This window comes from Pseudoalteromonas sp. SCSIO 43101 (assembly GCF_023650775.1).
In the GTDB taxonomy this organism is placed as follows: Bacteria; Pseudomonadota; Gammaproteobacteria; order Enterobacterales; family Alteromonadaceae; genus Pseudoalteromonas; species Pseudoalteromonas apostichopi.
Window position 1 is genome coordinate 2,128,434 of sequence record NZ_CP072673.1, and the last position, 23,672, is coordinate 2,152,105.

General features: G+C 40.7%; 20 protein-coding genes. 10 read left to right on the forward strand and 10 right to left on the reverse strand.

Features of this window, described 5'->3' with window-relative positions; genetic code table 11:
• The first annotated feature begins 10 nt into the window (after positions 1-10).
• Complete coding sequence (locus tag J8Z25_RS09870; protein WP_250660986.1) at positions 11-1,453, forward strand: serine hydrolase; 1,443 nt, start codon at positions 11-13, stop codon at positions 1,451-1,453.
• 30 nt (positions 1,454-1,483) lie between these two features.
• Here J8Z25_RS09870 and J8Z25_RS09875 read toward each other — a convergent pair whose 3' ends face one another.
• Positions 1,484-2,422, reverse strand: a complete 939-nt coding sequence (locus J8Z25_RS09875; protein WP_130051294.1) for a LysR family transcriptional regulator — start codon at positions 2,420-2,422, stop codon at positions 1,484-1,486.
• Positions 2,423-2,524: 102 nt separating this feature from the next.
• Here J8Z25_RS09875 and J8Z25_RS09880 point away from each other — a divergent pair, with 102 nt between their 5' ends.
• Positions 2,525-3,181, forward strand: coding sequence for a nitroreductase family protein (locus tag J8Z25_RS09880; RefSeq protein WP_130051293.1), 657 nt, complete (start codon positions 2,525-2,527; stop codon positions 3,179-3,181).
• Positions 3,182-3,217: 36 nt separating this feature from the next.
• Here the strand turns inward: J8Z25_RS09880 and J8Z25_RS09885 are convergent, their stop codons facing one another.
• From J8Z25_RS09885 to dapB, 5 genes are all read right to left on the reverse strand, one after another.
• Positions 3,218-4,261, reverse strand: coding sequence for a S66 family peptidase (locus J8Z25_RS09885; RefSeq protein WP_130051292.1), 1,044 nt, complete (start codon positions 4,259-4,261; stop codon positions 3,218-3,220).
• 119 nt (positions 4,262-4,380) lie between these two features.
• Positions 4,381-4,857, reverse strand: coding sequence for a transcription elongation factor GreA (gene greA / locus J8Z25_RS09890; RefSeq protein ID WP_054551507.1), 477 nt, complete (start codon positions 4,855-4,857; stop codon positions 4,381-4,383).
• Between the two features lie 51 nt (positions 4,858-4,908).
• Positions 4,909-8,127, reverse strand: coding sequence for a carbamoyl-phosphate synthase large subunit (carB, locus tag J8Z25_RS09895; protein WP_130051291.1), 3,219 nt, complete (start codon positions 8,125-8,127; stop codon positions 4,909-4,911).
• 16 nt (positions 8,128-8,143) lie between these two features.
• Positions 8,144-9,280, reverse strand: coding sequence for a glutamine-hydrolyzing carbamoyl-phosphate synthase small subunit (gene carA, locus J8Z25_RS09900; protein ID WP_055020805.1), 1,137 nt, complete (start codon positions 9,278-9,280; stop codon positions 8,144-8,146).
• A 207-nt stretch (positions 9,281-9,487) separates the two neighbouring features.
• Complete coding sequence (gene dapB, locus J8Z25_RS09905; RefSeq protein WP_250660987.1) at positions 9,488-10,285, reverse strand: 4-hydroxy-tetrahydrodipicolinate reductase; 798 nt, start codon at positions 10,283-10,285, stop codon at positions 9,488-9,490.
• A gap of 294 nt (positions 10,286-10,579) precedes the next feature.
• On the opposite strand from dapB, the gene J8Z25_RS09910 reads away from it, so the two are divergent.
• Both J8Z25_RS09910 and J8Z25_RS09915 read left to right on the forward strand, forming a co-directional pair.
• Positions 10,580-11,893, forward strand: coding sequence for a Na+/H+ antiporter NhaC family protein (locus tag J8Z25_RS09910; protein ID WP_130052276.1), 1,314 nt, complete (start codon positions 10,580-10,582; stop codon positions 11,891-11,893).
• Between the two features lie 91 nt (positions 11,894-11,984).
• Complete coding sequence (locus tag J8Z25_RS09915; RefSeq protein WP_130051289.1) at positions 11,985-12,767, forward strand: nucleoside-binding protein; 783 nt, start codon at positions 11,985-11,987, stop codon at positions 12,765-12,767.
• 75 nt (positions 12,768-12,842) lie between these two features.
• On the opposite strand, the gene J8Z25_RS09920 is transcribed toward J8Z25_RS09915, so the two are convergent.
• A complete protein-coding gene (locus J8Z25_RS09920) occupies positions 12,843-13,640 on the reverse strand; it encodes a M48 family metallopeptidase (RefSeq protein WP_130051288.1) in 798 nt (265 codons plus the stop codon).
• A gap of 192 nt (positions 13,641-13,832) precedes the next feature.
• On the opposite strand from J8Z25_RS09920, the gene J8Z25_RS09925 reads away from it, so the two are divergent.
• A complete protein-coding gene (locus tag J8Z25_RS09925) occupies positions 13,833-15,023 on the forward strand; it encodes a Bcr/CflA family efflux MFS transporter (RefSeq protein WP_130051287.1) in 1,191 nt (396 codons plus the stop codon).
• A gap of 102 nt (positions 15,024-15,125) precedes the next feature.
• Here J8Z25_RS09925 and grpE read toward each other — a convergent pair whose 3' ends face one another.
• The gene (grpE, locus tag J8Z25_RS09930; RefSeq protein ID WP_054551515.1) at positions 15,126-15,734 is read right to left on the reverse strand and encodes a nucleotide exchange factor GrpE; all 609 of its coding nucleotides are present in this window, start codon (positions 15,732-15,734) and stop codon (positions 15,126-15,128) included.
• A 58-nt stretch (positions 15,735-15,792) separates the two neighbouring features.
• A complete protein-coding gene (locus J8Z25_RS09935) occupies positions 15,793-16,737 on the reverse strand; it encodes an HrcA family transcriptional regulator (protein WP_130051286.1) in 945 nt (314 codons plus the stop codon).
• 120 nt (positions 16,738-16,857) lie between these two features.
• Here J8Z25_RS09935 and nadK point away from each other — a divergent pair, with 120 nt between their 5' ends.
• The 4 genes from nadK (at position 16,858) to J8Z25_RS09955 (ending at position 20,579) form a co-directional block, all read left to right on the forward strand.
• Positions 16,858-17,742, forward strand: a complete 885-nt coding sequence (gene nadK / locus J8Z25_RS09940; protein ID WP_130051285.1) for an NAD(+) kinase — start codon at positions 16,858-16,860, stop codon at positions 17,740-17,742.
• A gap of 94 nt (positions 17,743-17,836) precedes the next feature.
• Positions 17,837-18,400 carry a hypothetical protein gene (locus J8Z25_RS09945; RefSeq protein WP_250660988.1) on the forward strand — a complete coding sequence of 188 codons (564 nt, stop codon included), beginning with the start codon at positions 17,837-17,839 and terminating at the stop codon, positions 18,398-18,400.
• Positions 18,401-18,468: 68 nt separating this feature from the next.
• Positions 18,469-20,142 (forward strand): DNA repair protein RecN, encoded by a 1,674-nt coding sequence (recN, locus tag J8Z25_RS09950; protein ID WP_250660989.1) that lies wholly within the window; start codon positions 18,469-18,471, stop codon positions 20,140-20,142.
• Positions 20,143-20,180: 38 nt separating this feature from the next.
• Positions 20,181-20,579 (forward strand): hypothetical protein, encoded by a 399-nt coding sequence (locus tag J8Z25_RS09955; RefSeq protein WP_250660990.1) that lies wholly within the window; start codon positions 20,181-20,183, stop codon positions 20,577-20,579.
• A 74-nt stretch (positions 20,580-20,653) separates the two neighbouring features.
• Here J8Z25_RS09955 and J8Z25_RS09960 read toward each other — a convergent pair whose 3' ends face one another.
• Positions 20,654-22,123 (reverse strand): hypothetical protein, encoded by a 1,470-nt coding sequence (locus tag J8Z25_RS09960; protein ID WP_250660991.1) that lies wholly within the window; start codon positions 22,121-22,123, stop codon positions 20,654-20,656.
• Positions 22,124-22,276: 153 nt separating this feature from the next.
• On the opposite strand from J8Z25_RS09960, the gene J8Z25_RS09965 reads away from it, so the two are divergent.
• Positions 22,277-23,374: an ISAs1 family transposase gene (locus J8Z25_RS09965; protein ID WP_175081192.1), complete on the forward strand. Its 1,098-nt coding sequence runs from the start codon at positions 22,277-22,279 to the stop codon at positions 23,372-23,374.
• Positions 23,375-23,672: the final 298 nt, after the last annotated feature.

Below are 23,672 nucleotides of genomic sequence, written 5' to 3' on the forward strand. Positions count from 1 at the left end.
AAGGATAGCAATGAACATACACTTTAAGAAATTAAGATTGCTTGTAGTTTTTTATTTACTCGCAATTTCAAGCCTTGCCCATAGCCAAAATATGCAAACAGAGATGGCCGACTTTATTCAAGGCTTTCATGAATACAAGCAGTTTAACGGCAATGTATTAGTTGCAAAGGATGGAAAAGTACTGTTTGAAAAAAGCTTTGGCTATGCCAACTTTGAGTGGGATATAAAGCATAGTGATAAAAGTAAGTTTAGAATTGGCTCAATAACCAAACAGTTTACCGCCATGTTAATCCTGCAATTGGCACAAAATAATAAGCTTAAACTCGATGATCATCTTGCAACATACCTTCCTGAATACAGACAAGATATTGCCAATAAAATTACTCTTCGCCAAATACTTAATCATACCTCTGGTCTTGGTAATTATACCCAAGCAAAATCGTTTCGTGATGAGTACAGCCGAAACCCCTACAGTGTTGATGAATTTATTCGCTTGCTATGTAGTGATGATCTAGTGTTCGAACCTGGCACTGAATTTCGTTATAGCAATTCTGGCTATTTTATTTTGGGTGCGGTAATTGAAAAGGTAACTGGCCAAAAATATGAAGAGGTATTACAGCAGAATATTTTAGACCCACTTAAAATGAAGGATACAGGCTATGATTCCCACAATAAAATCATTAAATTTCGCGCCTCTGGATACGACAACGGGCTAGCTGGTTATAGCAACACCGATTATTTAGATATGTCTATCCCGTATGCAGCTGGGTCAATGTATTCAACAGCGCGGGATTTACTAAAATGGGATCAAGCCCTTTACTCAGATAAGTTATTAAACGACGCATATAAAAAGCAGATGTATCAAGTTTCTGGGCAAAGAAATTATGCGCTTGGTTGGGAAGTAACAAAGCTCGATAAAAACATTTACGGAAAACCCCTAACACGTATTCAACATGGCGGTGGTATCAATGGTTTCAATGCGTTTATAAGTAGAATTATCGAAGACAAATTACTTATTGTCATTCTAAATAACACGGGTGGTGCACCTCTCACCCCCATGACTAACGGTCTCTTGGCAATCTACTATGACAAACCTTATGAAAAAGCGACAGAACATGTAGATAGCAAGCTTTATAAAGCATTTAAAAGTGAAGGTATTAAAGGGCTCAAGAAAACCTATAAGCAAATGGTGAATGATGGGAATACGCCAAGAGAAAGGTCGTTAAACTACTTGGGTTATGAATTAATGCAGATGAAAAAACTAGATGCCGCAATTACTGTATTTGAACTCAACAATCAATCTTATCCAGAATCAGCAAACACTTATGACAGTTTAGGTGAAGCATATTTAGCAGTCGGCGATAAACAAAAAGCATTGGCAAGTTACAAAAATGCTCTTAACTTGAATCCTGACAGTGAAAGCGCTAAACAAGCAATTGAGAAATTACAATAAATAAGCCTTGTAACTCAATACCTAAAATAATTAGTTATCGAGTACCCGCTTATCTAAAATGTCTTTTTCAATCAGTTGAGTGAGAATCGCCTTGGTTTTTGCTCGACATATATCACGAACTAAACGAACCGCAGGTGTTATAGATTGTCGACTTGGACAGATTAACCAAAGCTCGGCACATAAGTGAGGGTAATTTTGCATAACCGGCACGACCCGACCTTTAAGTAAATCATCACTGATATCAATGCATGATTTAACAGCTAGACCTTTACCAGCCACACACCAACGTCTTACTAAATCTCCATCATTAGACGCTCGGCGGCCTTGCATTTTCACTTTAAAACGCTCTGTTCCATCGGTAAATTCCCAAACATTGTTGATGATATCTTGAAGTTGATAAAATAAACCTTGATGCTGGTTTAATTCATCAGGATGTGTCGGCGCTCCATATTCGGCAAGGTACTCTGGGGTTGCACATAACAACCGAGGAACATTACAAATTTTAAAGCCATATAAGTTCGAGTCTGATGGCGAGCCATATCTGAGCGCAAAATCAACAGAGTCTCGGTAAAAGTCGACATTACTATCGCTAATATGAGGACGCATACTCAGCTTTGGATATTCATCAAGTAACTCATCTAACCAAGGAATAATAATGTTGCGGCCTAAATCTGAAGATAATGCAACTCTTAGTTCACCTTCTATTTCATCATGCTCGCCTTTTAAGGCAAGTGTCGCTTGCTCTAGCATGAGCACCGCTTGCTGACACTGAGGCAAAAAACGCTCCCCTGACGCCGATAAACGTAAATGGCGAGTAGTACGAACAAACAATTCAGTACCAAGAGCTGCTTCAACGCGCTTAATTGCTGCACTAGCGGTTGCAGCACGCATGTCTAATTTTGCCGCAGCGGTTGTAATACTGCGAAACTCTGCAACCTTGAGGATTAATTTGAGATCTTCAACCAGCATATTAACTAAAAATTTTTGATAATGTTTATTCGATTATGCGCTTTATCGTAAAGTATGCAAAGCGTAAACTGCACCTAATTGTTATACATGCGGGAGCAAATCATGACACACCCTATTATTTCTGACTTACAACGCCGATACACAAGTAAGCGCTACGACGCATCAAGGCAAATTAGCCAAGCAGACTTAGCTGTAATTTTAGAAGCTTTACGCTTATCGCCATCGTCTATTAATTCTCAACCATGGAAGTTTATAGTCATCGAATCAGAGCAAGCAAAACAACGTTTCCACGATAGTTTTGCAAATAAGTTTCAGTTTAATCAGGTACATGCAAAAACTGCATCACATACTATTTTATTTGCTTATAACCCAAGTTATAAACGTGATGACTATGAAAAAGTCATCGATGCAGATATTGCTAATGGTCGCACAAAAGCTGAAAACAAAGAGCAGGCGTTTGGTGCGTTCGCATTTGTTGATTTAAATACTGATGACCATGGCGATAACGCTGCTTGGACTAAATCTCAAACCTACATTGCATTAGGTAATACTATGCATACTGTGGCTCGTTTAGGTTTAGATTCAACACCGATGGAAGGCGTCGATAAAGACTTACTCGGTGAACTATTTGCTGATGAGTTAGATGGTTATGTATGTGAAGTGGCACTCGCTATTGGTTATCACGAACCAGAGCAAGATTATAATGCTACATTACCAAAATCTCGTTTAGATAAAGACGCGGTAATTACTGTAGTATAAAACCTATAAATTATGCAGGCTTTGCCTGCATAATTGTTATTTTAAGTCTGTCTTTACAATGATATTACTCGCCATACCTTCACATAAGTCTGCAGTTATTGTGGCAACTGCTCCATTTATTAATGCTAAATTAGGGGCAACGTGACCAATGTCCGCATCAACAATAACTGGGAACAAATTACCTTTAAATGCGAGTTCGATTGCTTGGTATTCATCAAAATAGCAGTCGTTATTAATTGCTGGACTGCGGCCGAATACCACCGCATTTACATCGGTGAATACATCATTCAACTTTAACGATAACAAACAACGTGCTAATGCCATCGGGCTGAGCTCTGCATTTTCTAAATACAAAATTAAGCCCTCTGGTGCATACTGCTTTTTAAATTCATGCAATGCATAGTAATTTGAGGGTAGCAACAAGCCAAGAGTATCTAAGCAACCGCCGATTAAACGCCCTGAAACTTCAATCTGGCGTTTATCTTTATAGTTAATACAGCGCCATTGACTCGGGGCTGTATAGTCAAATTGAGCTTGCGGATCGGCTTTATAATCAATTGGTTTTTGCTGATAATAAGGAGACGCGACTTGGTGCAGTTGCTGTTTTTCTTCAAGTGACATTGCACTGAATATATTTGCTAAATAAACATCTGAATCGTCAGGGTGAATTTGCATTAAATTCGCAGCGTGCAAGGTTGCCCAGCCACAACGAGTTGTTAATGCACATGCAAAAGTGCTTATATCTGAAAAGCCAACCAACCATTTAGGCCTTGCTTTACTTATCGCATTAAAGTCGAGAAGCGGTAAAATCTCCATGGTGAGATCGCCCCCCCAAGGTGGCATGATGGCTGCTATTGAATCATCAGTTAAATACTCCATTAGCTCATCAGCACGTTGCTTTGCACTATTGTGTGACTGACGCAAGCAGGCACCCTCAATGACAGTAAAACCTTTGGCTGTTAAGCCATTAAGTACTAAGTCTAAACGCGTATGAAACGCTGTATCTACACCTGATGAAAAAGCACATATGGCTATTTTATCGCCTTGAACAAGCGGTTTAGGATACTGAATTTTCGCCATTATTACTCCTTCATTACGACTGTCTTGTAGTCAACGTACCGAATAAATCCACGCATGTAAACAGGTATAAAAAAACCGCAGTATATAACTGCGGTTTTTATCAATGCTTGGTTAAGCTACTAAATATACTCAACTTCAATGATTTCGTACTCTACTTCACCGTTTGGCGTTTTAATGATAACGGCATCATCTACCTCTTTACCAATTAAACCACGCGCGATTGGTGAGTTAACAGAAATCAGGTTGTTTTTGATATCTGCTTCATCATCGCCTACGATTTGGTATTTTACTTCAGCATCGGTTTCAACATTAACGATAGTGACCGTTGTGCCAAAAATAACTTTACCTGTGTTAGGCATTTTAGTTACATCAATGATTTGCACATTTGAAAGCTTCGCTTCAATTTCTTGAATACGGCCTTCGCAGAAACCTTGTTGCTCACGAGCAGCATGGTATTCAGCGTTTTCTTTCAAATCACCGTGCTCACGTGCTTCAGCAATATCAGCAACGATTTTTGGACGGGTAACTGTTTTTAATTCGTTAAGTTCTTCGCGCAGTAATGCTGCACCACGAACTGTCATCGGAATTGATTGCATATTATTCTCACTTAATCCCAAGGGCGATTGCCTCGCCCTTGGCACATTTCCTTAGTTCATTCGCTGGTGTAGTTCCTGAACTGACGTCACCTTGCTACGGTCGTCTGCTTGGTTTGCAGTACAGTTAGCAAATGCCGCGTTCAGAGTCGTTGTGTAGTTAGTCTTATGCTGTAACGCACCACGACGTAACACCTTCGAATCTTCAATCGCTTGGCGGCCTTCAGTAGTGTTTACAATGTAGCTGTATTCACCATTTTTAATTCTATCAAGAATATGAGGACGACCTTCGTATACCTTGTTCACGCGACGAACTGCAATGCCTGCTTCTTCAAGTGCTTTTGCAGTGCCACCTGTCGCATCTAGCTCGAAACCAAGTTCAGTCATGGTTTTAGCTAGTTCAACAATACGTGGTTTGTCACTGTTGCGTACCGATAGTAACGCGCGACCACCGCGTGGTAAAGTGTTGCTTGCACCTAATTGTGCTTTAGCGAATGCTTCGGCGAAAGTTTCACCAACACCCATTACCTCACCCGTTGAGCGCATTTCAGGGCCACGGATTGGGTCAACACCTTGGAACTTAGCAAATGGCAGTACCACTTCTTTTACGCTGTAGTAAGGTGGGATTACTTCTTTTGTAATACCTTGACTTGCCAGCGACTGACCTGCCATACAACGTGCCGCTACTTTAGCAAGTGCAACACCTGTCGCTTTTGAAACAAACGGTACTGTACGCGCAGCACGTGGGTTTACTTCGATTAAGTAAACTTTACCGTCTTTCACAGCAAACTGAGTATTCATTAGACCTACTACGCCAAGCTCTAGAGCCATATCAGTCACTTGCTTACGCATCACGTCTTGCACTTCGGCTGTTAATGAGTGAGCTGGTAATGAACACGCTGAGTCACCTGAGTGAACACCTGCTTGCTCGATATGCTCCATGATACCACCGATGATTACTTGCTCACCGTCACAGATAGCGTCAACGTCAACTTCGATTGCGTTATCTAAGAAATGGTCAAGTAGTACTGGCGCTTCATTTGATGCAGATACCGCTTCAGTCATGTAACGACGTAAATCGTCTTCATCATAAACTACTTCCATCGCACGACCACCTAGTACGTACGAAGGACGTACTACGAGTGGGAAGCCAATTTCAGCAGACTTAACAATCGCTTCTTCTAAAGAAGTAACCGTTGCATTCTCTGGTTGAAGAAGGTTTAGACGCTCAACAAGCTGTTGGAAACGCTCACGGTCTTCTGCACGGTCGATTGCATCTGGTGAAGTACCAATTACTGGCACGCCATTCGCTTCAAGTTCACGAGCAAGTTTCAGTGGAGTTTGACCACCGTACTGAACGATAACACCTTTTGGCTTTTCAACACGTACGATTTCTAATACATCTTCTAGCGTGATTGGCTCGAAGAATAGACGATCAGATGTATCGTAGTCAGTTGAAACAGTTTCAGGGTTACAGTTAACCATAATTGTTTCGTAGCCATCTTCACGTAAAGCTAATGCAGCGTGAACACAACAGTAATCGAATTCGATACCTTGACCGATACGGTTAGGGCCACCACCGATTACCATGATTTTATCTTTGTCAGATGGATTCGCTTCACACTCTTCATCATAAGATGAGTACATATAAGCTGTGTCAGAGCTGAACTCTGCAGCACAGGTATCAACGCGCTTGTATACAGGCACGATATCTAACTGGTGACGCTTCTTGCGAATTTCTGCTTCAGAAACACCTGCAATTTCAGCGATACGCGCATCAGCAAAGCCTTTACGCTTAAGCTTACGTAAGAACTCAGCATTTAAACCAGCCATACCTACTTCGCTGATTGTTGCTTCGTCTTTTAAGATGTCTTCGATTTGCACTAGGTACCAAGGGTCAATCTTAGTTAGTTCGAAAACTTCTTCAACGCTCATACCGTGACGCATTGCATCTGCTACGTACCAAATACGCTCAGCACCTGGCTCACGTAATTCACGGATGATTTTTTCTTTTGCTTTCGGATCATCCAGGGCTACAACTGGGTTGAAGCCCGTTGCGCCTACTTCTAGGCCACGTAATGCTTTATGCAGTGACTCTTGTTGGTTACGACCAATCGCCATAACTTCACCCACAGATTTCATCTGTGTTGTTAGACGGTCGTTTGAACCTGCGAATTTTTCGAAGTTAAAACGTGGGATCTTAGTAACAACGTAGTCGATCGACGGCTCGAAAGACGCTGGTGTTTTACCGCCAGTGATGTCGTTTTGTAGCTCATCAAGCGTGTAACCAACAGCTAGTTTCGCTGCGATTTTCGCAATTGGGAAACCTGTTGCTTTTGATGCTAGTGCAGACGAACGCGATACACGTGGATTCATCTCGATGATAACCATACGGCCATCAACTGGATTCACACCAAACTGTACGTTTGAACCACCTGTTTCAACACCGATTTCACGAAGTACCGCCATCGATGCATTACGCATGATTTGGTATTCTTTATCAGTTAGTGTTTGCGCTGGAGCAACCGTGATTGAGTCACCAGTGTGAACACCCATAGGGTCAAAGTTTTCGATAGAACATACGATGATACAGTTGTCGTTTTTGTCACGAACAACTTCCATTTCGTACTCTTTCCAACCGATTAATGATTCATCGATTAAAAGTTCATTTGTTGGTGATAAATCTAAACCACGCTCACAAATTTCATCAAATTCTTCTTGGTTGTATGCAACACCACCACCAGTACCACCCATAGTGAATGATGGACGAATGATACATGGGAAACCGATGCGACTAAGAACATCGTGTGCTTCTTCCATTGAGTGAGCGATTTCTGCACGCGGACACTCAAGGCCAATGTTCTTCATTGCTACGTCAAAACGCTCACGGTTTTCAGCTTTATCGATTGCATCAGCAGTTGCACCGATTAGCTCAACACCGTGTTTTGCCAGTACGCCGTGCTTATCTAAGTCAAGCGCACAGTTTAATGCTGTTTGACCACCCATAGTAGGTAGTACTGCATCTGGCTTTTCTTTTTCAATGATTTTCTCTACCACTTCCCAGTGAATTGGTTCGATGTACGTCGCATCCGCCATTTCAGGGTCAGTCATGATAGTTGCAGGGTTCGAGTTTACAAGAATTACTCGAAAGCCTTCTTCTCGTAGTGCTTTACACGCTTGTGCACCAGAGTAGTCAAATTCACAAGCTTGACCGATTACGATCGGGCCTGCGCCTAAGATAAGAATGCTTTTTATGTCGGTACGTTTTGGCATTGTTACTCCGGTTAAATTAGTTAGAACGTGCTTGCATCAAGTCGATGAAGTGGTCAAATAATGGCGCCGCATCATGTGGACCTGGGCTTGCTTCTGGGTGACCTTGGAAGCTAAATGCAGGCTTATCTGTGCGGTGAATACCTTGTAGGGTGCCATCGAATAATGAAACGTGAGTTGCACGTAAATTCGCTGGTAATGTTGCTTCGTCAGCTGCGAAACCGTGGTTTTGCGCTGTGATCATTACAACATTGCGGTCAAGGTCTTTAACTGGGTGGTTACCACCGTGGTGACCAAACTTCATTTTCACCGTTTGTGCACCTGAAGCAAGTGCAAGTAATTGGTGACCTAAACAGATACCAAAAATTGGCGTGTCTGTTTCTAGGAAAGTTTTAATGGCTTCAATCGCGTAAGTACACGGCTCTGGATCACCAGGGCCATTTGATAAGAAGATACCGTCTGGGTTTAATGCCAGTACATCTTCTGCAGATGTTTGTGCAGGAACGACAGTTAATTTACAACCGCGGTCAACTAACATACGTAAGATATTACGTTTAACACCGAAGTCATAAGCAACAACGTGGAACTTCTCGTCTGCTGCTTCTAGCGTTTTAAAGCCTGAACCTAAAGTCCAGCTTGATTCGCGCCACTCAAAATTTTCCTTGGTTGAGACAACTTTTGCTAAATCCATGCCTTTTAAGCCTGGGAAGGCTTGCGCAGCTTCAAGCGCTTTATTCTCATCTAACTCGTCGCCTGCAATGATACAACCATTTTGAGCGCCTTTATCACGTAAGATACGTGTTAATTTACGAGTGTCGATGTCTGCAATACCTAAGATATTGCGTTCTTTTAAGTAATCACTTAACGATTGCTCGTTACGGAAATTACTTGCTAGCAGTGGCAAATCACGGATCACTAGGCCTTTAGCCCAGATTTGACCCGCTTCTTCGTCTTCGCTGTTAGTACCCGTATTACCGATATGTGGGTACGTCAAAGTTACGATTTGTTCCGCGTATGAAGGGTCAGTCAAAATTTCTTGATAACCAGTCATAGACGTATTGAATACTACTTCACCGACTGACATGCCGTCAGCGCCGATTGCAGTACCGCGAAACACTGTGCCGTCTTCTAGGACTAACAGAGCGGATTTAGTCAAGTTAACCTCCTAACAGTAAAAAACGGGAGTAAAGTCATTTGCTCTACTGCCCGTTTAAAGCGATTGGAAACACGCATTTATGAATTTTTGGCAAATTGGCACTATTCTACAGTAAATTAGCTTTCAGATCTAATCTTAATTAATAAAATAGTAAAAATAAGCGTTATTAACTAAAAATTCACTGAAACTGCCAAAAAAGAAACTAAACTACTTCAAGTCAAGCACATCTTGCATGTCATAAAGTCCAGCTGGTTTGTTTTTCAACCAGCCCGCAGCTCTTACAGCACCTAACGCGAAGGTCATTCTTGAACTTGCTTTATGAGTTAATTCTAGCCTTTCGCCAGAAGTTGCGAAATATGCGGTGTGTTCACCTACTATATCTCCGCCTCTCATGACCGAATAACCGATTTCATTTTGCGATTTTGCGTGTTCGTCATTGCTTCTATCAAAACGCGCGACTTCATCATGCTGCCAGCCTTTTGCCTCGGCAATAGCTTCACCAATTGCCAATGCAGTCCCTGATGGCGCATCAATTTTATGACGATGATGGGCTTCAAATATTTCAATGTCCATGTCATCACCAAACTTCACAGCCGCAGTCTGCACTAAGTTAAGCAGTAAATTCACACCTACGCTATAGTTGCGAGCAAAAACAATCGGAATGTGTTTCGCTGCTTCATTGAGGGCATCAATATCATCTTGGTTGAGGCCCGTGGTACCAATTACCATTGCGATATTTTTTTCGACCGCTATTTGCAAGTGGTTGCGCATTCCTACCGGTAAGGTGAAATCAATTAATACATCAGCATCTTTTACTTCTGTTTCTTTACTAAATGATACATCCGCTGATGCAGCACTGTTTAATTGATTAACCGCTATATCTAAAAGTGGCGAGTTATCACGCACGTACGCGCCCGTTAATGTTGCGTCATTTTTTTTTGAGACTGCTTCTAAAAGTGCAAGTCCCATGCGGCCGTTTGCGCCAAATACACCTATGCGGTTCATATAGTTACCTTATCTATTCTTCTTAGCTGGCTGGATTTTATCGAAAACTCATGTAATAGTCAGGTTAGCTTATAAAAAATACAGAGCTAATTTTAGATTTATTAATAGAACAACAATAATAACAGATAGTCTTTGCATTTAGCCATCTATACATTTAAACTTCTTCCTTTGCGCCGATTTGGTCTTTGGCTTGCGGGCGCTGTTGCAACAGCATTGTCTTTTGAGAATGCAGGCAACTAAATACAGCTAAAAGAAGTATTTGGCTGTGTTATTGGTTATCTAACGAGGAATATGATGCAGCCATCATTTAATAAAACAAAAGCAAAACTTTCTTTGCTGCCGCTTTTGGTGTTTGTCGGCTTATTTTTAGGCGCTGGCTTATACTTACAGTCTCAAGGTGTCGATTACGCCTTCTATCAATTGCCTGCCCCGGTGGCAATTTTACCTGCCATCATGCTGGCTTTTATCTTAAATAGAAATACCATCAACCATAGTGTTGAAACCTTTATTAAAGGTGCGGGCCATAGCAACATCATCACTATGTGTTTGATTTATCTGCTTGCCGGTGCGTTTTCTGCCGTTGCAGGTGCAACGGGTGGTGTCGATGCCGTTGTTAATGCGGGTTTATCACTTATTCCGCCAGCTTTATTACTACCTGGATTATTTTTAATCGCTGCGGTTGTGTCGACTGCAATGGGTACTTCAATGGGGACTATCGGTGCTATTGGCCCGATTGCTTATGCAGTCGCCCAAAAAACAGGCATTGATCCATCATTGATGGCAGGCACGATTGTATCGGGTGCAATGTTTGGTGATAACTTATCAATCATTTCTGACACAACTATTGCTGCAACCCGTACGCAAGGCTGTGAAATGAAAGATAAATTCCGTGAGAACTTAAAAATTGCCTTACCCGCTGCAGCATTAACTATCGGTTTGTTATTCTTCTTAACGCCTGCAGCTGAAGCTGTAGAAACACAAGATTTCGATATTTTATTAGTGTTACCTTATGCCTTTATCTTAGTACTCGCAGTAATGGGCTTTAACGTCTTTGTGGTGCTGTTTAGCGGTATTATCTTCGCTGCACTAATGGGCTTTACTGGCAGCTATGAAGGTGCCAGTTTTGTTAAGGATGTCTATAAAGGTTTTACTGATATGCAGGAAATTTTCTTGCTATCGATGTTTATTGGTGGCCTTTCAGAGTTTATCCGTATTAATGGTGGACTTGATTATATTGCTAACAAAATTCAAGCAATTACGAAAATCATTGCAAAATGGCACCGTAAGGTCGCGGATCAATTAGGTATTGCGGCACTGGTGATGACCAGTAACTTATGTATTGCTAATAATACGGTATCAATCATTGTTGCTGGCCCAATTGCTAAAAAATTAGCGGATGATGGCGAAATTACTGGTAAGCGTTCAGCAAGCTTACTTGATATTTTTGCTTGTGTAACACAAGGCTCACTACCTTATGGCGCACAAGCGTTACTTCTCGGTGCGACTTTCAAAATTAGCCCTTGGCAGGTGTCTACTTCATCTTACTATTGCTTTATTCTTGCCTTTACAGCTGTGGCTGTAATTTGCTTACGTCGGAATAAAGCTTAAGTTAAATAATTTTTGCCAAGATACGCCCAATTTAGGGCGTATCTGCTATAATCCTCCCTTTGTATCCCCTTTACACCATCAATATTGAGATATGAACTTGAAAAAGATCCTTTCTGTTGCTGCGCTATGTGCAGTAAGTACTTCAGGCTATGCCGCTAATTGGAGCTCTACGCAATTACACGTTAATAACGGTGAACACAAAAATCCGTTTTCATTAACTAAGTCAAATACCACGGTTGTTTCATTGCAACACGCTTCTGGTTACGACTATGGCGATAACTTCTTTTTTATTGATTACAGCAATGACGACCGTCAGGATGGCTATCAAGATAAAGACTTTTACGGCGAGTGGTACTCAACATTCAGCTTATCAAAAATCTCTGACAGTGACTTCTCATACGGCGCAATTGCTGATGTAGGTTTAACTGCAGGTTTTAATGCTGCAGGCGATTCTAAAGTTCTTAAGTATTTACCAGGTGTAAAACTTAGCTGGCAGGCACCTGGCTTTAGCTTTTTATCTACTTTATTTACCGCTTATATCGATGACAGTGAAGGCGTAGCACGCGGTGGTGCCCCCACTGAAACAAATAGCTGGATGATTGATGTTGCATGGGGCTACCCATTCACTATCGGCTCACAAAAGTTCAACGTAACGGGCCATGTTGAATACATTGCTGAGCGTGAAAACGAATTTGGCGAAGATGTTAAAGCGTGGATTTTAGCGCAGCCAATCATCACGTGGGATTTAGGTCACGCAATGAGCATGAAAGAAAATACGCTACTGCTAGGCCTTGAGTGGCAATACTGGCACAACAAACTAGGTACAGACACAACTGAATCAGTACCACAACTTCACGTTGAGTGGACGTTCTAATAAGCTGAAAGCTGAAAAAATTAAAGCCTGTAGTCAGCTAGACTACAGGCTTTTTTAATTCCTAGATAATTTTTATTACAGTTTACACTGTGGGTTTTTGCCTTTTGCTTTAGCAGCTTTTTGGGCTTTTAATGCATCCGACATATGCTTTTGTAGCTCTTTAATTCGGTTACCCGGTGCTGGGTGAGTCGACATAAACTCTGGGGTGCCGCTACTGCCTGCTGCACTCATATTTTGCCAAAGCGATACTGATTGCTCTGGGTTAAACCCTGCTTTTGCCATTAAATCTAGGCCGACAATATCTGCTTCTGATTCATGTGAGCGGCTAAACGGCAGCACTACACCAAATTGGGCACCTAACCCCAAAGCTTGCATAATTTCGCCTCGATATTGCACATTACCCATATCAAGTGCTGCACCACCAACTTGCAGGCCTGTTTGTAACAGTGCATTTTGTGATACACGTTCATTAGAGTGCTCAGCAATAACGTGTGCTACTTCGTGACCTAGTACTGTTGCAAGTTGGTCTTGGTTTACAGCAACTTTTAATAAACCTGTATGAACGCCAATATAACCACCTGGTAATGCAAATGCATTCGCTGAATCTTCTTCAAACACAACGACTTCCCAAGACTGCTTTGCATACTCGTTAGGTAAAACTGCAATAACATCATCAGCAATACACTTCACATAAGCATTGACACTTGGATCAGTATTAACAGGTTGCGTTTTTTTCATTTCAGCAAAACTTGCTTGACCCATTTGACTCATCTGTTGGTCTGAATATAGCGCGATTTGCGTGCGCCCTGTTGGAGAGGTTTTACAGCCAGCTAAAACAGCGGTGGCTAACACTGCCATGATTAACTTTTTCATACTAGTCCTTCAAATACTTAGTGTAATTTTGATCAATATAGCAAAGCATTGCTTAATTTTATATGAAAATGAACAATCACCCACTCAGTTGTTATTATTTAGTTAATTCTTTTACTTAGCAGGCAAACTAAGTTCACCACAGTGATTCACACTGCTACAATAGTGACCTAATGTTTGATGAATGAGTAAACAATGCCTTCCCCTGAGACTTTAAATAAACGCATTTTATTGCCTTTACTGGCAAGTATTGTCGCGATTACGCCTTTGGCAATTGATTTATATTTACCGGCAATGTTGGTAATTGCCAACGACCTACAAACAACCATGCCAAATGTGCAAATATCACTCAGTATTTATTTAGCGGGTTATGCCCTTGGTATGCTGTTTTTTGGCCCGATAGCCGATGAACTTGGCAGGCGATTACTCGCTAAGGTTGGCTTAGCACTATTTGGTATAAGCTCATTAGCACTGGCGTTTTGTTCTAATATCGAATTATTTTTATCTCTCAGGGCGGTACAAGCATTCACTGGCGCCGCTGCAACGGTCGTTGTGCCGGGTATTATTCGCCACATTTATCGAGAAAACACCGCCAAGGGTATGTCTTACGTATCAATGATCATGATGGTTGCCCCGCTCATTGCTCCTACTCTTGGCTCATTGATCATGGGTATTTCAACCTGGCAGGTCATTTTTATTACCTTAGCTGTCTATAGCTTTGCAATTTTAGCTTTAGTGCAAATTCATTTAATCGATATTCCAATCTTTAAGAGTCAGCAACGTGGCTTGGCACTGTTCTTTAATAGTTATAAAACGGTATTTTCCCGTCGTAGCGCCCTTGCCGATATTGCCAGCTCAATGTTTGCCTCATTTGCATTCTTTTGCTTTTTAACATCGGTACCTTATGTATATCTCGATTTTTTTAAAGTAGATGAGCAATTGTTCGGGGTGTTATTCGCCTTTAACGTGTTGGCTTTAATGTTCGGTAACTTTATGAATACACGTTTAGTGCCGCGCTTGGGTTCTCGTAAGCTTTTATTTATTGGCCTTGCCATTGGCTTCGTTTCTGGTGGGGCATTACTGTTATTCAGTGTGATGCATTTATCATTGTATTTTATCGTTGCAAGCATCGCACCACTGATGATGAGCTTAGGTATTGTAGCGAGTAATGCAGACTCATTGATACTAATGCAGTTTGAGGAAAAGTCAGGTACTGCAACAGCCGTTATTGGTACATTAAGATTCGGCAGTGGCGCTTTAGTTGGTCCTATCCTTGCCTTTGTTCACCCTCAAAGTGCCATTCCATTTTCTGCGATGATGTTCAGCGCACTGATACTTATCTTACTAGTGCAGCTTTGGCATCGAAAACGATACCAATCGACTTAAATATTTAACCATCCTAGCGAGCTAAATGGTCGGTAACTTAACACGATTGCTATCAAAAAAAATGCCTGTAATTAACAGGCATTTTTTATATCTCTTTAAAGCTTATTCAGCTTCTTTCGATACCATAACCATTGCTGGACGTAATAAACGGCCATTTAATGTATAACCTTTCTGCATTACTGCAAGAACAGTATTAGGTGCTACATCATTGCTTGGCTGAATTGACATTGCTTGATGGAATTCAGGATTAAATTGCTCACCCTGAGGGTTAACAATTTCAACACCGAATTTTGATACTGCATCATTAAAGCTTTTAACTGTCATCTCGATACCTTCAAGGACAGGCTTAAGCTGCTCATTTTCTTTATCAGAAAACTCAATAGCACGCTCTAGGTTATCGATAACTGGTAGTAATTCGTTAGCAAACTTTTCAAGTGCAAACTTATGCGCTTTTTCTACATCTTGAGCGGCACGACGACGCATGTTCTCAACATCTGCTGCAGCACGAACAACACTGTCTTTTTGGTCGTTAATCGTTTGTTTAGCTGCCTCTAGTTCGCTGTGTAGTAATGCAATTTCAGCTTCAGGGCTCATTTCTTCGCCATCAACTTGCTCAGCTGCTTTTTCTGCAGCTTCTACTTCAGCTTGCATTTGCTCAAATTCTTCGTTTAGTTCAACTTCTTGCTCTGGTGATTTTGTCTGCTCAGACATAGCTTACATGCTCCAATTCTTTACAACTGCGGTAATTATGGGGATTGAATTAAAAGATTCAAGAGGCTGATGAGCCGATTAACTTAAATTCTTGGATGATTGCTTCTATTTGCGCTGATTTTGGACAAATTACACAAAATCGACTCTGGTATTCATGGTTATTAAAATATGGAACGCTGATCACCATCAGCTCATTACAATCTGTAAATGGTAATTGTTCTGTATTTAAAACCGATAAACCATTTTTAAATGCGAGTTTATCTTCAACAAAATTTAAAAATGATACACCTATATTTAAACTGGTCTGGCAATCAACTTGGCGGTAAAGGTAGTTTTCACCCACTACAATGCTATTGTCTGAACCAAGCTTTTGACTTAATTGCCGAGTCCATTGTGTCAGTGAGTCATGGCAATTATGTGGTGCAGTGCCTGCCATTGCCTGCATACGATATAAACCTTCCATTAAGGTTTGCTGGCTAAATACAGTATTGAGCCAAGTGGCAAACTGATAGCGAACGGCATCAGATGAGTCTTCAGGTTTGGTAATACAAATATTATGGCTCTGCCCTGCTCTATCAATTAATAGAATAAGCCAATTACTACCATCAAAATCTAGCACCTCTACTCGGAAAACCAGCTGTGAGCTGACTTGAGGTAATCCCACACAGCAACACACTTTATAGCGTTGACTTAAACCATGGGCAAGCTCAACTAATTGTGCTTGTTCAGGCTGCCAATATGTTGCGATTTCAGGCAGAGCAAAAAACTCTGTGAGCCAATAATCAAACCCAGCATTGGTAGGCACACGGCCTGCTGAAGTATGGGGCGAATATAATAAGCCCACTTTTTCAAGCCGTGCCATTGCATTACGCACTGTAGCTGAACATACTGCCATACCTTTTTGTTTGGCAATACGAGTTGAGGCAACAGGCTGACCTTCTCCATTACAGTAAAGGCTCATTACAGCTGAAAAAATTTGTTGGTCACGCGGATTTAATTTCATAATTTATTCATTTAGCTTCTTGCCAGTGGATATTTGGGCGCATCAAGTTTATTTCAAGTTATTTTCAAAGCATTAATTTTTAATGTAATCTAGCGATATGAAAGTTTAAGTGCAAATAACATGGATTCACCGTTTAAAACCATAGGTCTAATTGGCAAACCTAATCACAGTGCCGCGGCTGCCACACTTGGTCGCTTGCACACATTCTTGCGTGCGTTAGGATTTGAAGTACTAGTAGAACAACGCACTGGCCGCCAGCTTGAAGACGTACCTGCTGAAAACCTAGTTAAATTGGTAGATTTAGGTGAACGTGCAGACTTAGCCATAGTAGTGGGCGGCGATGGCAATATGCTTGGTGCAGCAAGAGTTTTAGCACGTTTTGATGTAGCCGTAATAGGTGTAAACCGTGGCAATTTAGGCTTTTTAACCGATTTAAACCCTGAAGGTTTCGAAGCCAGCCTTGAACAAGTGCTAAGTGGCCAATTCCTCGAAGAAAAGCGCTTTTTGCTTGAAGTTGAAGTATATCGTCATGCTGAACTAAAAAGTGCGAATTTGGCGGTTAATGAAGCTGTATTACACGCCGATAAAGTCGCTCATATGATTGAGTTTGAGGCCTTTATAAACAACGATTTTGTGTTTTCACAGCGCTCTGATGGATTAATTGTATCAACGCCAACGGGTTCAACAGCTTATTCACTTTCTGGTGGCGGTCCTATTTTAACTCCAGAGCTGAACGCAATTTCACTCGTTCCGATGTTCCCGCACACTCTATCGAGCCGTCCCCTTGTGGTTGATGCGGATAATGAAGTGCGCTTAAAACTTAGTCTTGAAAATACCGATAGCTTACAAGTCAGCTGCGACAGTCATGTAGTTTTAGCTGTGTTACCTGGTGATGAAGTGGTGATAAAAAAAGCAGATAAAAGACTGCGTTTAATACATCCAAAAGAGTACTCTTACTACAACGTACTTAGAAAAAAGTTAAACTGGGGAAGCCGCTTATTTTAAGCGGCTTTTTTATCTTAAATGATTGCCAAGGCGCAGTGATTAGCGCAAAATAATCAAACTTAATGCTGTATTTTTTTAAGGATTATAAGGCAAAATGAGCTATATCGTTTTTCTTGCTCTATTATTACTGATCACCTTACTAGGTTGCTACTGGATGGTTGAGAGCAACCGTCGTAAAGCTATTGAAGCTGAAAAAAAACACTTTAATCAGCGAGTAAAAAAAATCAACAGTGACTTTAAGGATAAATTAATTGATTTTAGCGAAAGTAAGATAATTCGTCCGAAGAATATTCAACGCTTAAGTATGATCACCAGCAATTATTTTGTTGTTCAAGCTCATAATGAAGAAAACCTGACCTACCTTGAGTACATTAGCGATTTACTGCTCAACACTATCATTATGGAAGCCAGCAAAGCACAAAGCCCTGAGCAGATTGATCAGCTTGCAGACAGACTACAATATTTTATGGCTGAATTACCTTACAATGGCATTGAATATAACAAATCGTTTTACCAAGAAGCCCTACCATCACTGATTGAAGTAATTAAATATCAGCCTCCAGTGGATTTACAAGACGATCAGCTGCCAGCCCAGAGCACACAAGCGCCAGATGATTCCACACCACAAAATCAACCGTCAGAATTAAGCAAAGCTTAAAAATTTAATTTGCAAAACCCGAAAACACTGTATAAATTAACAGTTAATTAGCTGGATGGATAAACAGTATGTTAATCGGGTTAGAAATTAAAAACTTTGCCATTGTAAGTAATTTAAGTACTGAGTGGCACAATGGTATGACAGCCATTACAGGTGAAACAGGTGCGGGGAAATCAATTGCAATTGATGCCCTCTCTTTATGTTTAGGCGAACGCGCTGATGCTGGTGCTGTTCGCCCAGGTACTGATCGTGCAGAAATTTGTGCACAATTTGATATTAGCCAACTCCCTCTTGCCCAACACTTTTTAGAGCAACATTTACTTTCAAACAGTGAAGGCGAATGTTTACTACGCCGTGTTATTTGCAAAAATGGCCGCAGCAAGAGCTATATTAATGGCAGCTCAGTTACAGCTGCACAGTTAAAAGAGTTAGGTCAGTATTTAATTTCTATTCACGGACAACATGCCCATCAGCATTTATTAAAAGCTGAACATCAATTACATCTGCTTGATGCCTATGCTGGCCACAATCAATTATTAGCTGATGTTAAAGAACGCTATAAAGCCTACCAAGCATTACTCAAAGAGTTTAACCAGCTTGAGCAACAACAACAGCAACAAGCCGCTCAAAAGCAATTACTTGAATATCAAGTAGCTGAGCTAGATGAATTTGCCCTGCAACCTGGCGAGTTTGAAGAGATTGAAGCTGAGCATCACAAGTTAAGCCATAGTCAAACCATCTTAGAGTCATGCCAACGTGAGCTACAACACTTATACGAAAGTGATGAACAAAGTGCTTGTTCGTTATTGCAACACAGCGCACAGCAATTTGCTGAGCTTGCGAACTACGATGAAAGCTTATCAAGTATTGCATCACTACTAAGTGAAGCTGCAGTGCAAGTTGAAGAAGCAAGTCGTGAAATTCGCAGCTATGTTGATGTTACTGACTTAGATCCTGCCCGTTTAGATGAAGTAGAAACCCGCTTAGCAGGTGCTATGGACCTTGCCCGTAAACATCACATAAAACCTGAAGAGCTTGTTAAATTTCATCAGTCGATTGCAGAAGAGTTAGCATCAATCAGCTATAACAGTGACCGCCTTGTTGCTCTTGAAAGCGAAATTAGTTCTGCCCTTAAGCAATACAAACAAGCAGCTCAACTATTGAGTGAAAGCCGTCATAGTTACGCTGAGACACTTAATCAGCTAATCAGCGATAGCATGGCGAATTTATCTATGGAAAACGGCAAATTTGCGATTGATATTCAACAAACTACCGATAAAGCACCGAGTGCAATGGGCTTTGATACGGTTTCGTTTTTGGTGTCGACGAACCCAGGTCAACCAATGCAAGCCCTCTCTAAGGTAGCCTCTGGGGGTGAGTTATCACGTATTAGTTTAGCTATTCAGGTTATTATTGCTCAACGTATTACTACGCCTACACTGATTTTCGATGAAGTAGATGTGGGGATTTCAGGCCCAACCGCCTCTGCTGTCGGCAAGCTTTTACGCCAACTAGGTAAATCAACTCAAGTTATTTGTGTGACTCACCTTCCGCAAGTTGCTAGCTCTGGGCATCAACAATTTTTTGTAGCAAAAGAAATTGCAAATGGCGAAACCTTTACGCAAATGAATAAACTTTCAAAAGATGGTCGTATTGATGAAATTGCACGACTACTCGCAGGCGATAACATTAGTAAAATGGCAAGAGCTAATGCCAAAGAGCTTATTAGCGCACATGCATAAATTGGTAGTTAAGTCTGTTTAGAGTTTAGAGTTTATAAATGAGTATTAAAAATATATTTACTGTTGTGATACTTGGATTGATTTCGCTAAGTTCAAGCCATACTCAGGGTGCTACTACAAATTCAGCTTATCAAAGTACGCAATTATTCATTATTTTATTTGAATGTATATTAGTTGCACTCCCTACAACCGCTTTTTTGTTGGTTGTTTGGAGTCGCTGGAAACATTTGCGTTTTAAACAGTTGCTACAAGCCGTGTTAAATTCATCTTTGATTTTAATGCTACTTAGCATGGTAACAGTTACTCAGTTAACACAAGGCTTATCGTCATGGTTAATTTTTTTTGCAATCAGTCATACATTACTTGTTGGTATTAATTATTTATTTCTTAGACAGCATTCTAATAAAGTAAAAAATACCCTTACAGGCTGCTGGTAATAGAATCAACGTTAGTTTTATAAAAAATCGCGAAGCTTTTAACACTTCACGATTTTTACATAACTTGGCAATAATTAATCTATCTCACTGGCATAGTTAAACAAGTTCATTAATAGACGATCCGCCATACTTGTCACTTTTGGGCCTTGTGTAATATTTTCTAATTTATATTGAATTGTTAGCATTCCACTATCAGCCAAGATAATATCGCCTGTAGCAGGGTCTTTTACGATAGTTGGCAAGCCTTGTTGGTTTACAGCTAAGACTTGGGCCCCCGCAGGCATCTCTGAAAAATAACCTCTTGCTGTACCTGATTGATAAAACTCAATTACCTCTCCAAATGGTCCTGCGAACATTCTTTGCTGTGCTTTGGTACTCTCTCCTGCTGGATTAGGCATACTTGGTCCATCAATGTAACCTTCTGCTGTTACTTTATAACCCCATCTTGTGTATATTTTTTCCTCTGGGTAATCAGCATCACCAGCAATAATGGCAACATTACCTTTCTTTAATGACCAATTATAGGCTTCATCGAGCTCTGCATCTGTAAAATTACTTAACCTGAAACTACCAATAAAAAAGATATCGGTGTTGTAATTATTTAACGCTTCCTCTGTAATTGAATTTGCCGCTGCAAAATCATGATTTATTGATAGAGGTTTACGAACAACACCATTTTCACCGAAATTATCTGTACTAGTTAACTTTTCTAAGGCCCAAAGCATTAGCAAGCCGTTAAGCGTATACCCTTGCCAAGTGGCTTGTCTGTTTTGGTCAATGCTAGTGATGACTATCGATTCTGGCTCAGTGCTACATGTATACTTTTTATTATAGCAAGCAACTGGTTTTATCGTATCCATAGCTAAATCATTGACACGCACTGGGAATGAACCTACTTCACAAGTATTACCAGTTTCGATAGATGCCTTATAAAGTTTGGTAAGATTGAAGTGTCCTTGATCATTAATTACTTCACGAGAAATCAATAATTCACCGTTTTGATCTACCGCAGCGCCTGTTACAGTTACTAACCCATGATTTGATATTCGAGTTAATTGTAATGTTGATAAATCAAGTGAGAAGATACTTTTAGAAGAGATCAAATAAATCTTTGAATCTTTTATAACTATGTCGCCCCGAAGGATATCAGAGCTGCTACCATAACCCGTCATTTCACCTACGTACTGAGTCTCTCCTGAATCAGGGTAGATAATGTAAAACTTGCTACCCTTTGAGCCATACATAACATCTCGCTCAGGATCATAAGCAAGTCTTGTCATTGGGCTGCTACGACCAACTTCTACGTGCTCACCAGTTGCCATATCCACATATGCAAGTTTGGTATATTTAAATTTATTACCTTTAATCGGTAACACTTTTAGTTCTTCATCGGTCAAATTTAAAGAGCCAGGATCTAACTGATATGTAAGTGGTCTAGGGGCAGATACATAATATAAACGGTTACGAGTACTATCAAACGCCATAGCTGCTGAGGAAAACTTAGCTTTCGAATGAATCGCAGCACTTTGATCTTGTTCATTCAAGGAAAAGACAATCCCTAAGTCACCTCGCCCAGAATTAATTCCATATAGCTCACCGGTACACGCACGGCGGGATCGCACTTTGTAAAAAGGCTTTAACATCCGCCTCTTTTCTGATCTAATAACGCCCATATTGTCACTATCTACTTGTTAATTATGTCGTTATTTAGCCACCTTGAACTTGTGGAAGATAAGCGTTCTTTCATCAATCAACATCATGACCTTACTGATGTCTTATTTCTTATCATTTCGGCGGTTTTATCTGGTTGTGAAGGCTGGAAAGATATCGAAGTGTTTGGACACAGCAAGCTGTCTTGGCTCCGACAGTTCAGAGCATTTAAACATGGTATTCCAACGCGACATAGTATTGCTCGTATTCTTAAAACAGTGGAAACTGACTCTCTGATTTTGGCCCTGCTTAGTTGGGTTAACGAGCAACGAACTCAATCTGACAAGCCAATTATTGCATTTGATGGGAAAACTCTGCGTGGTGCCAGTAAAAAGCGTGAGGATAACTTACACTTGGTGTCCGCTTTTGATTGTGAATCTGGTTTAACTTTGTATCAGCGTACCGTAGAAAGTAAATCTAACGAGATCCCAGCAGTTAGGGCCTTATTAGATGTGCTCGATATTTCAGACTCTATCATCACACTAGATGCACTACATTGTCAGAAAGCGACACTCTCAGCACTGACTTCAAGAGATGCGGACTATTTGGTTCAGGTCAAAGCAAATCAGAAAACGCTTTATAAAGCAGTCGCTTCATGTTTTGAAAAAGCTTTTGAAGAAGAGGGAGATTTGCCTGAGGACGTACAAACCAGCAATGGGCATGGACGTCAGGAAACACGGATCACTTACGCTCTAAAAGCAGACAAACTGCCTAAAGAGATAAAAGAAAAATGGCCAGGGCTTACTTCGTTGGTCGCAGTCGAAAGGCACAATAAGTCCGACTCAATAATAAAAATAGACACGCACTTTTATGTTACTTCTGTCGAGCCAGATGCACAGATGTTGCAGAAAGCAATCCGCCATCATTGGCACATAGAAAATCAGCAGCACTGGGTGTTGGATGTCGTCTTTAAGGAAGACGCTTGCCAGATAAGCGAGCCGATTTCGGCGGAGAATATGGCGCTGTTCAGACGGGTTGTTCGCAACCTGGTAAAACAGCACAAAGGCCGTAAAGACTCGATACGCAGTAAGTGTGTTAGGGCTAGTTTTGACGATGAATTCAGGGCTGAGCTTATCTTTGGTTAATACTTGTTAACAAAGTATGCTCTCACCCTGCCGGTACACGTATTTGCGTAGACACCCGACGAAAGTACAGTGCAAAGTGTCATTATCGATAACATAGAGATTTTCATTTTATATTCACCTAAAAAGATAAAATCAAACTTATTTACTAACAATTAAAAATAAAAAGTTAGCAAATATTAATTTGTATATATAGCACAAGGTAAATACTTACTTTTAAATCACAACAAAACAATAGGAAAATTTTGATTTTAACAACAATTCATAATAATCAATAATTAAAATTGATAAAACAAAAATA